Annotated in this window: 14 protein-coding genes; 7 read left to right on the plus strand and 7 right to left on the minus strand. The window is 59.8% G+C overall.

Going from position 1 to position 13,271, the window contains the following annotated elements:
• Positions 1–15: 15 nt before the first annotated feature.
• The 6 genes from AC07T0_RS25165 to AC07T0_RS25190 form a co-directional block, all read right to left on the minus strand.
• Positions 16–735 carry a heme-copper oxidase subunit III family protein gene (locus AC07T0_RS25165; protein WP_495003726.1) on the minus strand — a complete coding sequence of 240 codons (720 nt, stop codon included), beginning with the start codon at positions 733–735 and terminating at the stop codon, positions 16–18.
• Between the two features lie 4 nt (positions 736–739).
• The gene (locus AC07T0_RS25170) at positions 740–1,432 is read right to left on the minus strand and encodes a cytochrome c oxidase subunit 3 (RefSeq protein ID WP_495003727.1); all 693 of its coding nucleotides are present in this window, start codon (positions 1,430–1,432) and stop codon (positions 740–742) included.
• Complete coding sequence (ctaD, locus tag AC07T0_RS25175) at positions 1,429–3,204, minus strand: cytochrome c oxidase subunit I (protein WP_495003728.1); 1,776 nt, start codon at positions 3,202–3,204, stop codon at positions 1,429–1,431. Before ctaD ends, AC07T0_RS25170 begins: the two co-directional genes overlap by 4 nt.
• Before the next feature lie 45 nt (positions 3,205–3,249).
• Positions 3,250–4,728 carry a c-type cytochrome gene (locus AC07T0_RS25180; RefSeq protein ID WP_495003770.1) on the minus strand — a complete coding sequence of 493 codons (1,479 nt, stop codon included), beginning with the start codon at positions 4,726–4,728 and terminating at the stop codon, positions 3,250–3,252.
• Between the two features lie 289 nt (positions 4,729–5,017).
• Positions 5,018–5,296 carry a hypothetical protein gene (locus AC07T0_RS25185; RefSeq protein ID WP_495003729.1) on the minus strand — a complete coding sequence of 93 codons (279 nt, stop codon included), beginning with the start codon at positions 5,294–5,296 and terminating at the stop codon, positions 5,018–5,020.
• A gap of 43 nt (positions 5,297–5,339) precedes the next feature.
• The gene (locus AC07T0_RS25190; RefSeq protein WP_103495397.1) at positions 5,340–5,738 is read right to left on the minus strand and encodes a carboxymuconolactone decarboxylase family protein; all 399 of its coding nucleotides are present in this window, start codon (positions 5,736–5,738) and stop codon (positions 5,340–5,342) included.
• A gap of 577 nt (positions 5,739–6,315) precedes the next feature.
• Between AC07T0_RS25190 and AC07T0_RS25195 the strand changes: the two genes are divergently transcribed.
• Both AC07T0_RS25195 and AC07T0_RS25200 read left to right on the plus strand, forming a co-directional pair.
• On the plus strand, positions 6,316–6,507 hold the full coding sequence (locus AC07T0_RS25195; RefSeq protein ID WP_495003730.1) for a hypothetical protein: 192 nt from the start codon (positions 6,316–6,318) through the stop codon (positions 6,505–6,507).
• A 152-nt stretch (positions 6,508–6,659) separates the two neighbouring features.
• Positions 6,660–7,247, plus strand: coding sequence for an acyl-homoserine-lactone synthase (locus tag AC07T0_RS25200; protein WP_495003731.1), 588 nt, complete (start codon positions 6,660–6,662; stop codon positions 7,245–7,247).
• A 66-nt stretch (positions 7,248–7,313) separates the two neighbouring features.
• On the opposite strand, the gene AC07T0_RS25205 is transcribed toward AC07T0_RS25200, so the two are convergent.
• Positions 7,314–8,036 (minus strand): autoinducer binding domain-containing protein, encoded by a 723-nt coding sequence (locus AC07T0_RS25205; protein ID WP_495003732.1) that lies wholly within the window; start codon positions 8,034–8,036, stop codon positions 7,314–7,316.
• 489 nt (positions 8,037–8,525) lie between these two features.
• On the opposite strand from AC07T0_RS25205, the gene AC07T0_RS25210 reads away from it, so the two are divergent.
• From AC07T0_RS25210 to AC07T0_RS25230, 5 genes are read left to right on the plus strand one after another with little or no spacing between them, the layout of a single operon-like run.
• Entirely contained in the window at positions 8,526–9,014 is a 489-nt protein-coding gene (locus tag AC07T0_RS25210) for a PhzA/PhzB family protein (protein WP_495003733.1), read from the plus strand.
• Between the two features lie 20 nt (positions 9,015–9,034).
• Positions 9,035–9,523, plus strand: coding sequence for a PhzA/PhzB family protein (locus AC07T0_RS25215; protein ID WP_495003734.1), 489 nt, complete (start codon positions 9,035–9,037; stop codon positions 9,521–9,523).
• Between the two features lie 24 nt (positions 9,524–9,547).
• Entirely contained in the window at positions 9,548–10,741 is a 1,194-nt protein-coding gene (locus tag AC07T0_RS25220; RefSeq protein ID WP_495003735.1) for a 3-deoxy-7-phosphoheptulonate synthase, read from the plus strand.
• Positions 10,742–10,756: 15 nt separating this feature from the next.
• Complete coding sequence (locus tag AC07T0_RS25225) at positions 10,757–11,380, plus strand: isochorismatase family protein (protein ID WP_495003736.1); 624 nt, start codon at positions 10,757–10,759, stop codon at positions 11,378–11,380.
• The gene (locus AC07T0_RS25230; protein ID WP_495003737.1) at positions 11,377–13,254 is read left to right on the plus strand and encodes an anthranilate synthase family protein; all 1,878 of its coding nucleotides are present in this window, start codon (positions 11,377–11,379) and stop codon (positions 13,252–13,254) included. The genes AC07T0_RS25225 and AC07T0_RS25230 overlap by 4 nt, the downstream gene beginning before the upstream one ends.
• The last annotated feature ends 17 nt before the right edge of the window (positions 13,255–13,271 follow it).

Below are 13,271 nucleotides of genomic sequence, written 5' to 3' on the forward strand. Positions count from 1 at the left end.
TACTCCTCTACAGACTCACCATAAATAGAACAACGCGAAGATAAATACCCACACCAGATCCACGAAATGCCAGTACAGCCCGGCTATCTCGACGATCTGATAGTTTCCGGAGCGCTCGTAATCACCTCGCAATACCTTGAATGCAACGACGCAGAGGTAAATGACGCCGGCTGACACGTGCAGCCCGTGGAAACCGGTAATCATGAAAAAACTGGCGCCAAATTGCGCTGCACCCATGGGGTTCGCCCATGGGCGAACACCTTCGGCAATGAGCTTGCTCCACTCGAACGCCTGCATGCAGACGAAGGTCGCACCGAAGGCGGCGGTGGTCAGCATCAGGGCCGCGCATTTACTGCGCACACGGCGATAGGCGAAATTCACCGCCATGGCCATGGTGCCGCTGCTACTGATCAGCACGAAGGTCATGATCGCGATCAGGATCAGCGGGACTTCAGCGCCGCCGATGGTCAAGGCAAACACGTGGCTGGGGTTCGGCCAGGGGACGGTGGAGCTGATGCGTACCGACATGTAGCCAGTCAGGAAGCAGCTGAAGATGAAGGTGTCGCTGAGCAGGAAGATCCACATCATCGCCTTGCCCCAGGGGACGTGCTTGAATGCGTCCCGATCCGAGGACCAGTCGTTGGCGACGCCCTGCCATCCCGGTACCAGCGTATCGGGTGGGGTCAGCGGTAAGGACAGACCGGGCTCTTCCGGACCGGCTGGGGACGATGCCATGGCTTCACCTCAGACCGCAGAATGCGGCGATGCTTTCATAGGTTTCCGGCGTGCTGGTCAGCAGGGCGAAGAGGACGATCCAGACGCCCAGCAGGTAGTGCCAGTAGATGGCGCAGAGCTCCACGCCGGGCTCCAGCTGCGGCAGCGGAACACGTCGCAGGAACCGGGCGCCGACTCGACCCCAAGCCACCAGGCCGCCCAGCAGGTGCAGCCCGTGCACACCGGTCAACAGGTAGAAGAAGCTGTTGGCCGGATTGCCGGAGACGAAATAGCCCCAGTCGACGAACTGTTTCCAGACCCAGAGTTGCCCCCCCAAAAAGGCAATCGCAAAGACGCCTCCCAGGGCGAATCCGAGGGTGGCGCCGTTCAACGCGCCTCGCCGGGCCGCCACCCGCGCCCACTGCAGGCTGATACTGCCCAGTGCCAGCAGGATCGTGTTCAGCCAGAGTGGCCTTGCACTGGCCAACGGTGCCAGCGGCTCGGTGAGAGGCTGCCAGTCCGCCACTTGCGAGCGCGTAATGAAGGCCAGCAGCAAGAGAAAGAACAGCGAGGTCACCACACCCAGAAACACGCGCAGGCCCACTTTTGCGGTTTTCGCCCTGTCGATGCCATCCGCCGCCCAGGTGTCGTCGGGGGGCTGGCTCCAACGGCCTCCGGTGTTGGCGCTTGCCGTGTTTTTCAATAGCGGCCTGTTCATGGTCCTTCACCCGCAATCTTCGCCTCTGCGGTGCGCTGCCTCATCTGTTCCAGCGCCTCGGCGGAGACCGTCTGTGGAACGAAGTCCTGCTCTATCCCGGGCACGCTGTAGTCATAGGCCCAACGATGCACGACCGGCAGCTTCTCTCCCCAGTTGCCGTGTACCGGCGGGGTGTTCGGTGTCTGCCATTCCAGGCTGGCCGCACCCCAGGGGTTTCCGCCTGCCGGTTTGCCTTTGAAGGCACTCCAGAACAGGTTGAAGAGGAACAGCAACTGGAACACGCCGACAATCAGTGCGGTAACGGTAATGAACGCATTCAGCTGCTGCGCCGACTGCGGGATGAACTCGTAGTTCGGATAGGCGTAATAGCGCCGCGGCATACCCAGTAAACCCAGGTAATGCATGGGGAAGTAGATGCAGTAGGTCCCCAGGAAGGTGACCCAGAAATGCAGCTTGCCCAGGGTGTCGTTAAGCATGCGCCCGGTGATCTTCGGAAACCAATGGTAGATGGAACCGAATACCACCAGTATCGGCGCAACCCCCATGACCATATGGAAGTGGGCCACGACGAAGTAGGTGTCCGACAGCGGGATATCCACGATCACGTTGCCGAGAAACAACCCGGTCAGGCCACCGACCAGGAAGGTGAGGATAAAGGCCAGTGCAAACAGCATCGGCACCGTCAGGTGAATGTCGCCATGCCATAGGGTCAGCACCCAGTTGTAGACTTTCAGCGCGGTCGGTACCGCGATGATCAAGGTGGTCACGGCGAAAAAAAAGCCGAAGTACGGGTTCATCCCACTGACGTACATGTGGTGCGCCCAGACCACGAAGCTCAACACGCCGATGGCGATAATGGCCCACACCATCATGCGGTAACCGAAGATGTTCTTGCGCGCATGAGTGCTGATCAGGTCGGAGACCAGACCGAACGCCGGGAGGGCGACGATGTAGACCTCCGGATGGCCGAAGAACCAGAACAGGTGCTGGAACAGTATCGGGCTACCGCCCTGATGCGCGAGCTGTTGCCCCATCGAGATCATCGCCGGCATGAAGAAGCTCGTACCCAACAACTTGTCGAACAGCACCATCACCGCACTGACGAACAAGGCGGGGAAGGCCAGCAGCGCCATGACCGAGGCCATGAAGATGCCCCAGACGGCGAGCGGCATACGGAACAACGTCATGCCTCGAGTGCGTGCCTGTAGCACGGTGGTCACGTAGTTCAACCCGCCCATGGTGGCGGCAACGATGAAGATGGCCAGCGACACCATCATCAACACGATGCCCCCTGTGGAACCCGGGGTTCCCTGGGTCATGGATTGTGGCGGATAGAGTGTCCAGCCCGCCCCGGTGGGCCCGCCTGGGACGAAGAAGCTTGAGAGCAGCACCAGCACCGAGACCAGGTAGAACCAGTAGCTGAGCATGTTGACGTAGGGGAAGACCATGTCACGGGCGCCCACCATCAGCGGAATCAGATAGTTGCCGAAGCCGCCCAGGAACAGGGCCGTCAACAGGTAGATCACCATGATCATGCCGTGCATGGTCACTGTCTGATAGTAAGTGCCGGCATCCATGAATGAGAGACTGCCGGGAAACCCTATCTGCATGCGCATCAGGTCGGACAGCACCAGGGCGATGACGCCCACGAACATGGCCGTCAAGGAATACTGGAGGGCGATGACCTTGTGGTCCTGGCTCCAGATATATCGCGTGACGAAGCTTTTCGGTTCGTGCAGGACCGCTGTTTCCGCGTGCTCCACATAAGCCATCAAAACATCCTCCGAACGAGCGTGGGAGTGTTTCCGGCTGTTTACTTACGGCGACTTGCCTGGTTCCACCTTGCCGGTATCAGCGTCGACATTGCCTTTCGACTTGATGAAGGCGACCAGAGCATCCAGTTCCTTGTCACTGGGGGTAAAGGCCGGCATGACCGGGGGATAACCCTTGACCCTCTTGGCAGCAGGCGTGAGAACGCACTCCCTCAGATAGGCCTCATCGACCTTGACCTGAGTGCCACCCTCCAGGTTTTCCATTTTGCCGTACAAGCCCTGCCAGCTTGGGCCGACAGCCTGGCTGCCATCAAGACTGTGGCAGGCAAGGCAACCCATCGATCCGGCCAGCCGCTGTCCCTGCGCCACCCGATCACCCGCTGTGCCTGCAGCTTGGCTCGCAGCGCCTTGCTCCTTCTGCCCCGTGGCGCTCAGCGATTTGATGAAGGCAACCACGGCGCCCAGCTCATCTTGGGTGAAAGTATAGGCCACCATGACCGGCGGGTAGCCTTGGACCCGTCTGACCGTGGGCTCGAGGATCGCCGACTTGAGGTAGGTTTCGTCGACCTGAACGCGGCTGCCATCGGCAAGCTGTTCCGAGCGGCCATACAAGTCCTTCCAGCTCGGGCCCAGGCTGGCGCTGCCATCCTGGCTATGACAGGCCCGGCAGCCATGGCTTTCAACCAATTGCCGGCCTTTTTCCAGCAGGCTGTCCTGGCTGGGGGCGGCGGCGCTCGCCAGGGCCTGAGCAAACGTCGGTTGGCTAGCGAGCCATTGATCGAAAGCCTCCTGCTCCTCGACGATCAAATGGCCACGCATGTTGTAATGACCCAGGCCACAGTACTCCAGGCAAATGACTTCAAACTTGCCGAGTTTGGTCGGGGTAAACCAGAAGTAAGACACCATGCCCGGAACCATATCCATATTGGCGCGCATCTGCGGAACATAGAAATTGTGTATGACATCTTTTGAACGCAGCAGGACTTTTACCGGCCGATTGATGGGCAGCCGAACTTCATTATTCATGATGAGGACATCGTCCTGTCCCGCGGGGTCATTGCGGTCAATACCGAAGGGGTTGGTGGAATCGATCCATTTGACATCCGATTTGCCGAACTTCCCGTCGCGGCCGGGAAAGCGAAAGGACCACTGCCATTGCTGGGAGGCCACTTCGAGCTCAATAGCGTCTTTCGGTACCCGGATGAAGTCGTTGTAGACGACCAGGCCGGGCGCCAGCATGCCGATGATGCCCAGCGAGGTGACGATGATCAGCCACCCTTCCAGCTTCTTGTTTTCTGGCTGGTAGACCGCCCGGGAGCCTTCCCGGTGACGGAATCGAATCACCGCGATCGCCATGAATACCGTGATGGCGATAAAAAATATCCCGGTAATGATCAGGGTTATCAGTAGTGTGGTATCTATCGATCCCCAGTTGGAGGCGGCCGGAGTCAGATGCCAAGGAGCGAACAGGTGGAACAGGACTGAGGCGACAACGACTAGAACTAAGATGATTGCGATCGCCATTTTCTCTTCATCCTGCGCCTGTTGCCCTGTGGTCATGCGAACGCAACGGCGCCAAGCCGCAACGTTACGTCAATGACTCATCCACCTCCCGAGCCTGTTGGAAAATTGCCTCTTTCCTCGGGGCAAATTTCATAAAAAAGTATAGTGCGCATCAGGAGACGTGCGCCCGCGTTTCCCGTGGCGGGTGAAAAAAGCGGTAAGGCCCCTGCCGGTCATCTCAACGCAGATCAGGGGGCAGCGTGATTGAGTTCAGATCCATCACCACGACGCCTTTGGCCCTCTGCACCTATCAGGGGTCATCATTCCCAGATACCGCTCCTGCCTGGGGCCCGTTGCCGAGCAAAGGGGCGGTTTCCACCTCCAGCATCAGCAGCACCATTTCCGTCAACTCGGCGTCGGACTTGCGTCCCGCATAGAGGTCATGGAGGGCTTTGGCGAACGGGATGCGCAGGTCCTGGTTATCTTCGCGGGCGGTATCGCTGTATTGCATCAGCGTGCTGATGGCGCGCAGCACCGCCGCTTGCCACCGGGCGGTGGTCCTCGGACCATCGCCGGTGATTGCAATCAAGTGATCCTTCGTCAGTTGGCGAAGGGCGGGGTCCCGCAACGGCCTAAGCGGCCTTGGGTTGCGAGTGATCTTTGACATACCGAACGATACTCAGTGTTTCCTGACGGAACTGCTCGTAGTCGATCTGCTGGGCGTTAATAAAGGTGCTGCCCATCATGGTCACCGCCCCCATCAAGCTGGCTTCGGCAATTTCCTCGTCGCTCGCGCCAAACAAGCGCGCGGCTTCGGTATGGAACAGGGTGCAGTACTTGCAACGGGTCGCCCCGGAGACCGCCAGACCAATCAACTCCTTATACTTATTAGGGATTTTGGTATCTGCCAGCCAAAAGTCCCGAGCCACTCCCCAGAATCCGTTCGCGCCGCCTTCCGGCATCTGCTTGATCCACTCCGGTACCACACCGAGGGCCTCTTCAATTTCCCGATAGGTATCATAAATAGCCATTTGACACCTCCTGAACGCTCTGGAGACACCTGCTTCAGAGGTACAAGCAGTTTAGTTCGCGGGTGGCGATACCAGAGTCGGCAGCAGGACGACTCCAGTAACAAACTATTAAATGTCGTAGAAACAACAGGATGGACTTAGATTCTTTTGGAGCAATGACGTACCGCTAGGTACTTGGGGTTATCAACCGTGATGGGCGTGGGCCACGACGCGGCCCTAAGTACGAGCCACATTTTGAAAAGAATCAAAGCGAGACCTGGAACAGAGCCATACCTTTTTAAAAACAAAGAGTTGTGTCACTAAAGGCCGATCAGGCCCACCCCAGGTCGGGCAAGCTGGCTTGAAGCGGTTATCACCGATATCCATAATTGGGACGTTACCAGCGAACGCTGGCAGGAGCCTGGATCCCTCCTTGGTTGATCCAGTAGCGCGGAAAGGGCGATGCAAGCTCAACTGCGTATCGATTGAAGCCGCCTCCGGGCGGCTTTGCATTTTATGGGGATCAAGGGTTGCCTCTCTACTTTCCAGGCTTTCCGACTGATCTGAATCCAACCTCACCCTGATTAGACCACTACTTTTGAGTACGGAAACTGATCCGCCAAAAATCTCAGAAAAGAAAGGGCAACCTACTTGGCTTGATAGCAATCTGCCTGATTTGCGTACCCTCGAACGCGACCTTCGCTGCCAAGCGATGGAGGAGGTGCCGGATGCAGCTACGCATGAGGATACGATTGAAATCGTTGCTCAACACCTGGGCTTCAAACGCTGAAACCGCCTCAAACAGTGAAATTCTCTAATCGCCCCACCGTCCAAGACCGACGCCCAAAGCCCCCACCCCTACCAGATCTGGTAGGTGCCAAACCCCCACCGCTGCTCTATATAAATCGACGCCCGCCGTCCTTCACCAATAGAGAAGCCCTTATGCACATGGAAGAGCACACCCTGTCCTCAATGAGCGACAGTCTGCGGCTGTCACTCGGCCGATACCGCTATCAGCAATTCGTCGAGAAACTGGGTTGGCAACTGCCCCTGCCCCCCGATGCCCCGGGGTGTGAATGGGACGCCTACGACCACGTACACGCCCGCTACCTCCTGGCCCTCAGCCCAACCCGCGAACTGATCGGCTGTGCCCGACTGATCCCCACCACCGCGCCCAACCTGCTCGAAGGCGTATTCAGCCACACCTGCGCCGAGGGCGTGCCAGCCAGCGCCTTTATCTGGGAAATGACCCGCTTCACCACCTCAACCCCGGAGTTGGCCATGCCCTTGTTCTGGAAGTGCCTGGAAACCGCGCATCGCGCCGGCGCCGAATATATCGTCGGGATTGTCAGCAAGATCATGGAGCGCTACTACAGAAAAAACGGCGTCCACTATGAACGCCTCGGCGAGATGATCCGGCACCAGGATGAGCAGATTGTCGCGATACAACTGCCGACGGATCGTAAACGCCACTTCAGCAGTCTTGCACCAGTATTATTTATGTACGAGGAATTAAAGCAAATCGCCTGACACGCCAAACCCCCTGTTGCAGAACAGGCCTGACAACCCTGTTCCGCAACAAACACCGAACCTTGGTTAGATATAACCCAGCGCAACCGCATAGGTCACCGCCTGCACCCGGTTACTCGCACCGATCTTGCGCTGAATATTCTTGTGATGGTAATTAACCGTATCCGTACACACGCTCATGATCACACCGATCTCTTCTGACGTCTTACCATCCGCCGTCCAGCGCAACACTTCGCTTTCCCGCTCGGTAAACACGACGTCATTATCTCGTTCCAAGGTGCCCTCCAGTTCCGACAACTTGGCATAGGCGGCATCGGCAAAGGCTCTGGTAATGGGCGCCAATTCCGTAAACTCGTCGGCGCTGATCTTCTTGTCTTTACGCGCCAGGCTCAACAACCCCACACGCCCCCGGGCATTGAACGACGGCTGGGCCAGTCCATGACGCAGCTGCGAATCATTGGCCTCCGACCACAAGCCAGGGCTGCCCTTGAAGATGTCATCGCTCCACAAGATCGGCGTCGAGGCCAGCCGGCTGTGCTTTACCGTAGGATCGATCACCGCGTAGTTCATGGCTTGGTAACGCGCGACCCACTCCGCCGGGTAGTTGCTGTACAGGTGGGTTTTCGGCCGCATGAACGGCGTCAGGCTGCACAGGCCATAAGCATAGAAATCAAATTTCAAATCAGTGATGGCGTTCAGTGCGATGCCGGTAAACTCCTCCATGTTCATGGCTTTCGCAAAAAGCGAATAAAAGTAAATATCCCAAACCCAAAGCTGTGCTAAGTCCATTTTAGCTATCCAAGATGAAAATCGGTTTGTCATCCTAGTCCAGCTGTTCGCCCTGTCAATGGGGACAACCATAAAAAGACCATAACCATTTGCGCTAACTATAGAGCGATCTTATTTTTATATATACTACATGGCCATCTGCAACTACCTCACCACCCGTTTATGTTGCAACAACACCTCCAGCCCCCATTTTCCGAAGGCGCGCGGAGGTTAAGCCGGGCACAAAAACTTGACACCTACGAAATCTGGTAGCTTAACTTTTCCAATCGCGCCCCTGTATAAATTCCCTCCAGCCAGTTCGTCAAAACAGGAACGAGTAGTCCCTCTGTGACCGAACGGTATTGTTTATTACATCGTGCTTACCATTTAACCCCAGTTCTCCTGAAACAGGCCCGTATATCAATCACGACACCTCACTGTCGTCGTCATGAAAGTGTCTTGTATTGCTGAATAACCCGGCTGATTGAACACGCCCAAAGGAACATGAGCATGCCAACTACCGCGATCCAAACAGGGTTTGCCGACGCCCCGGAACTACGGCGCAAGAACCGCTCCACCGTCGAGCAGTACATGCACAGCCACGGCGTCGCCCGCCTGCGTCGACACGAGCTGTTCACCGAGGACGGCAGCGGTGGCTCCTGGAACACCGCCAGCGCCACCCCGCTGCTCTTCCACGGCCACGCCAAGCTGGCGGCCCTGGGCATCTGGCTGAACCAGTGCTTCCCGGACTGGCAGTGGCACAACGTGCGGATCTTCGAAACCGCCGACCCGAACCACTTCTGGGTCGAAAGCGACGGCCGCGGCATCGTCAAGCTGCCCGGCTATCCGGTGGGCCATTGCGAGAACCATTACATCCATTCCTTCGAACTCGAGGATGGCCGGATCAAGCGCAATCGCGAGTTCATGAACCCCTTCCAGCAACTGCGCGCCCTCGGCATTCCCGTGCCGACCATTCGCCGCGCCGGCCTACCCGCTTAATCCACCCGAGAGGCAAGACCATGTCCAATCCAGACAAACACGATGGGTTTGCAAGCAGCACCGAGCTTCGCCGCAAGAACCGCCAGGTCGTCGAGCAGTACATGCAGACCAAAGGCCCGGCCCGCCTGCGCCGCCACGAACTGTTCACCGAAGACGGCAGCGGCGGCCTGTGGACCACCGACACCGGCGCGCCAATCGTCATTCGCGGCAAGGACAAGCTGGCCGAACACGCGGTCTGGTCGCTGAAGTGCTTCCCGGACTGGGAATGGTATGACGTGCGCATCTTCGAAACCGATGACCCGAACCACTTCTGGGTCGAATGCGAAGGCCACGGGCAGATCCTCTTTCCCGGCTACCCGGATGGCTACTACGAGAACCACTTCCTCCATTCCTTCTCCCTCGAGAACGGCAAGATCAAGCAAAACCGCGAGTTCATGAATGTGTTCCAGCAACTGCGGGCGCTGAATATCCCGGTGCCCGAAATCAAACGCGAAGGCATACCCACCTAACGGCATTGCGCCAGGGGTCTCATCATGGAAACAATTGTGCGACGTGTTCTGGGTTGTGAAGCACTGCAGCAACCCCAGTGGAGCGATCTCTCACACCTGAGGGACGTACAGCAACACCTGAGAGACAGCCAGTCCTTGATCAGGGCCCAGGACATCCTGGCCCTGCGCGCGCTCCTGGCGCGAGTCGCCGAAGGCGAAGGCAAGGTCATCCAGTCCGGCGATTGCGCCGAGGATATCAACGACAACCAGCACGGCGCCGTGGCCCGCAAGGCTGCGGTGCTGGAGATCCTCGCCGGGGCCTTTGGCCTGGTCACCCAGCAACCGGTGATCCGCGTCGGGCGCATTGCCGGGCAGTACGCCAAGCCCCGCTCCAAACCCAGCGAACGCATTGGCGAGATCGAACTGCCGGCGTATCGCGGCGATATGGTCAACAGCCACGCCGCCCATTCGGACAGCCGCCAACCCGATCCGCAACGCCTGCTCAAGGGCTATCAGGCCGCCCGCGAGATCATGGAACACCTGGGCTGGCAGGACCGTCTCGCAACCGCTGGCTCGCCGGTCTGGACCAGCCACGAAATGCTGCTGCTCGACTACGAATTGCCGATGCTGCGCAACGATGAGCAGGGCCGGACCTTTCTCGGCTCGACCCACTGGCCGTGGATCGGCGAACGCACCCGCCAGGTGGACGGCGCCCATGTCGCCCTGCTGTCCGAGGTGCTGAACCCGGTGGCCTGCAAGGTCGGCCCCGATATGACCCCCGCGCAATTGCTGAGCCTGTGCGAACGCCTTGACCCGGCCCGCGAACCCGGGCGCCTGACGCTGATTGCGCGGATGGGCGCCGAGAAGGTCGCAGAACGCTTGCCACCGCTGGTGGAGGCGGTCCGCGCCACGGGGCACAAGGTCATCTGGCTGAGCGACCCGATGCACGGCAATACCATCCTCGCGCCCTGCGGCAACAAGACCCGCATGGTCGAGACCATCGCCCGGGAGGTCAGCGCCTTCAAACATGCGGTGCTGTCGGCTGGCGGGATCGCCGGTGGCCTGCATCTGGAGACCACCCCGGACGATGTCACCGAGTGTGCATCCGATGTCGCCGGGCTCCACCAGGTCAGCACCCATTACACCAGCCTGTGCGACCCGCGGCTGACGCCTTGGCAAGCGATCACCACCGTGCTGGCCTGGAAGAACCCACCCGCCGCCTCCCATGCAAGCTTTTGACAGGAGTCTGTTGCAATGACCGGTATTCCCGCGATTACCCCCTATGCGTTGCCCACCGCGCGCGACCTGCCGGCCAATCTGGCCCAGTGGCGGATCGACCCGCAACGCGCCGTGCTGCTGATCCACGATATGCAGCGCTACTTTCTCCGACCGCTGCCCACACCGCTGCGCGACGAGGTGGTGGGCAATGCCGCGCGCATCCGCCAATGGTCCGCGAGCCAGGGCATTCCGGTGGCCTACACGGCCCAGCCCGGGAGCATGACCGAGGCCCAACGCGGCCTGCTCAAGGACTTCTGGGGCGCCGGCATGCAGGCCAGCCCCGCCGACCGCGAGGTGGTCGACGCGCTCAAGCCCGCACCCGGCGACTGGCTGCTGACCAAGTGGCGCTACAGCGCGTTTTTCAACTCAGACCTGTTGGAGCGCATGCGCGCCCATGGTCGTGACCAGTTGATCCTCTGCGGGGTGTACGCCCATGTCGGGGTGCTGATTTCCACGGTGGATGCCTACTCGAACGATATCCAACCGTTCCTGGTGGCCGATGCCATCGCCGACTTCAGCAAGGAACATCACTGGATGGCCCTGGAGTACGCCGCCAGCCGTTGCGCCATGGTCGTCATCACCGAGGAGGTGTTGCCATGAGCCTGGCCGCCGAACACCTTATCGCCCAGGTCCTGCGCTCGGACCCACCGCCCTTCGCCCTGTTGTACCGCCCGGAGTCCAATGGCCCGGGCCTGGTGGATGTCCTGCTCGGCGAAGTCTCGCTGCCGTCGTCACTGACGCAGATCGAGTTGCGCGAGCCCCTGGCAGGCGAAGCCCGCCTGGAAACCCTGGTGATCATTCCCTACCGGCAGATCGCCGAACGCGGCTTCGAGGCGGTCGACGATCAAGCCCCATTACTTTCCCTCCAAGTGGTCGAGCAGGCGCAGATAGGTCTCGATACCCTGCTGGAGCGCCTGCCCGAAGTGCCCATCGCCTTGCTCAACGAACGCTTCGACCTCAGTGACGCGGCCTATTCGGAGATTGTCAGCCAGGTGATCGACAACGAGATCGGCACCGGCGAAGGCGCCAACTTCGTCATCAAGCGCACCTTTATGGCCGATATCGGCGACTACGGGATCGCCGGTGCCCTGACCTTTTTTCGCCATCTGCTGGAACGGGAAAAGGGCGTCTACTGGACCTTCATCATCCACACCGGCGAGCGCACTTTCGTCGGCGCGTCACCCGAGCGACATATCAGCCTCAAGGACGGCCTGGCGGTGATGAATCCCATCAGCGGCACCTACCGCTATCCGCCGACAGGTCCGAACCTGGCCGAAGTGATGCAGTTTCTCGCCGACCGCAAAGAGGCCGACGAGCTGTATATGGTGGTGGACGAAGAGCTGAAGATGATGGCGCGGATCTGCGAGGATGGCGGCCATGTACTCGGGCCTTATCTCAAGGAAATGGCCCATCTGGCCCACACCGAATATTTCATCGAAGGCCACACTCGCCGCGATGTCCGCGACATCCTGCGCGAAACCCTGTTCGCCCCCACCGTCACCGGCAGCCCGCTGGAAAGTGCCTGCCGGGTGATCCGCCGTCACGAGCCCAAGGGCCGCGCCTATTACAGTGGCATCGCCGCGTTGATCGGTAGCGACGCGCAAGGTACCCGCACGCTGGACTCGGCGATTCTGATCCGCACCGCCGATATCGACCGCGAAGGTCAATTGAAGATCAGTGTCGGCTCGACCATCGTCCGCCATTCCGATCCCCAGGCCGAGGCCGCCGAGACCCGGGCCAAGGCTGCCGGGCTGATCGCCGCGCTGAAAAACCAGGCGCCGGCGCGCTTCGGTTCGAATATCCAGGTACGCGCCGCCCTGGCCAGTCGCAATGCGCTGATTGCCGACTTCTGGCTGAGCGATGCACTGGAGCGCCAGCAGTCGCAGGCCGATCTGTCGGGACGGCGGGTGCTGATCGTCGATGCCGAGGACACCTTCACCTCGATGATCGCCATGCAACTGCGCGCCCTCGGGCTGGCGGTGAGTGTGCGCAACTACAACGACGCCTATGCCTTCGACGGTTACGACATCGTGATCATGGGCCCGGGACCGGGCAATCCTACGGCGGTCGAGCAACCGAAAATCGACCACCTGCATGTGGCCATCCGCTCGCTGCTGGACGAGCAGCGACCGTTTCTCGCGGTGTGCCTGAGCCATCAGGTGCTCAGCCGTTGCCTGGGCCTGGACCTGCAGCGCCGGGCCATTCCCAATCAGGGCGTGCAGAAGCAGATCGACCTGTTCGGTGCTCGCGAGCGGGTGGGTTTCTACAACACCTTCGCCGCCCAGAGCCGCGAGGATCGCATCGAGGTCGACGGCCTCGGGTTGGTGCAGGTCAGCCGCGACCTGGAAACCGGCGAGGTCCATGCGCTGCGCGGGCCGCATTTCGCCTCGATGCAGTTTCATCCCGAGTCGGTGCTGACCCAGGAAGGGCCACGCATCATCGCCGACCTGATGCGCCACGCCCTGTCGGCGTAAACCGTCGCGCCCCCCTT

This window comes from Pseudomonas sp. GW821-FHT04D07 (genome assembly GCF_059420225.1).

Coding starts and splice junctions, on each gene's coding strand:
- AC07T0_RS25215 (WP_495003734.1), top strand. CDS start 9,035: ATGTCCAATCCAGACAAACACGATGGGTTTGCAAGCAGCACCGAGCTT.
- AC07T0_RS25205 (WP_495003732.1), bottom strand. CDS start 8,036: ATGGACTTAGCACAGCTTTGGGTTTGGGATATTTACTTTTATTCGCTT.
- AC07T0_RS25230 (WP_495003737.1), top strand. CDS start 11,377: ATGAGCCTGGCCGCCGAACACCTTATCGCCCAGGTCCTGCGCTCGGAC.
- AC07T0_RS25180 (WP_495003770.1), bottom strand. CDS start 4,728: ATGGCGATCGCAATCATCTTAGTTCTAGTCGTTGTCGCCTCAGTCCTG.
- AC07T0_RS25220 (WP_495003735.1), top strand. CDS start 9,548: ATGGAAACAATTGTGCGACGTGTTCTGGGTTGTGAAGCACTGCAGCAA.
- ctaD (WP_495003728.1), bottom strand. CDS start 3,204: ATGGCTTATGTGGAGCACGCGGAAACAGCGGTCCTGCACGAACCGAAA.
- AC07T0_RS25200 (WP_495003731.1), top strand. CDS start 6,660: ATGCACATGGAAGAGCACACCCTGTCCTCAATGAGCGACAGTCTGCGG.
- AC07T0_RS25210 (WP_495003733.1), top strand. CDS start 8,526: ATGCCAACTACCGCGATCCAAACAGGGTTTGCCGACGCCCCGGAACTA.
- AC07T0_RS25190 (WP_103495397.1), bottom strand. CDS start 5,738: ATGGCTATTTATGATACCTATCGGGAAATTGAAGAGGCCCTCGGTGTG.
- AC07T0_RS25165 (WP_495003726.1), bottom strand. CDS start 735: ATGGCATCGTCCCCAGCCGGTCCGGAAGAGCCCGGTCTGTCCTTACCG.
- AC07T0_RS25170 (WP_495003727.1), bottom strand. CDS start 1,432: ATGAACAGGCCGCTATTGAAAAACACGGCAAGCGCCAACACCGGAGGC.
- AC07T0_RS25225 (WP_495003736.1), top strand. CDS start 10,757: ATGACCGGTATTCCCGCGATTACCCCCTATGCGTTGCCCACCGCGCGC.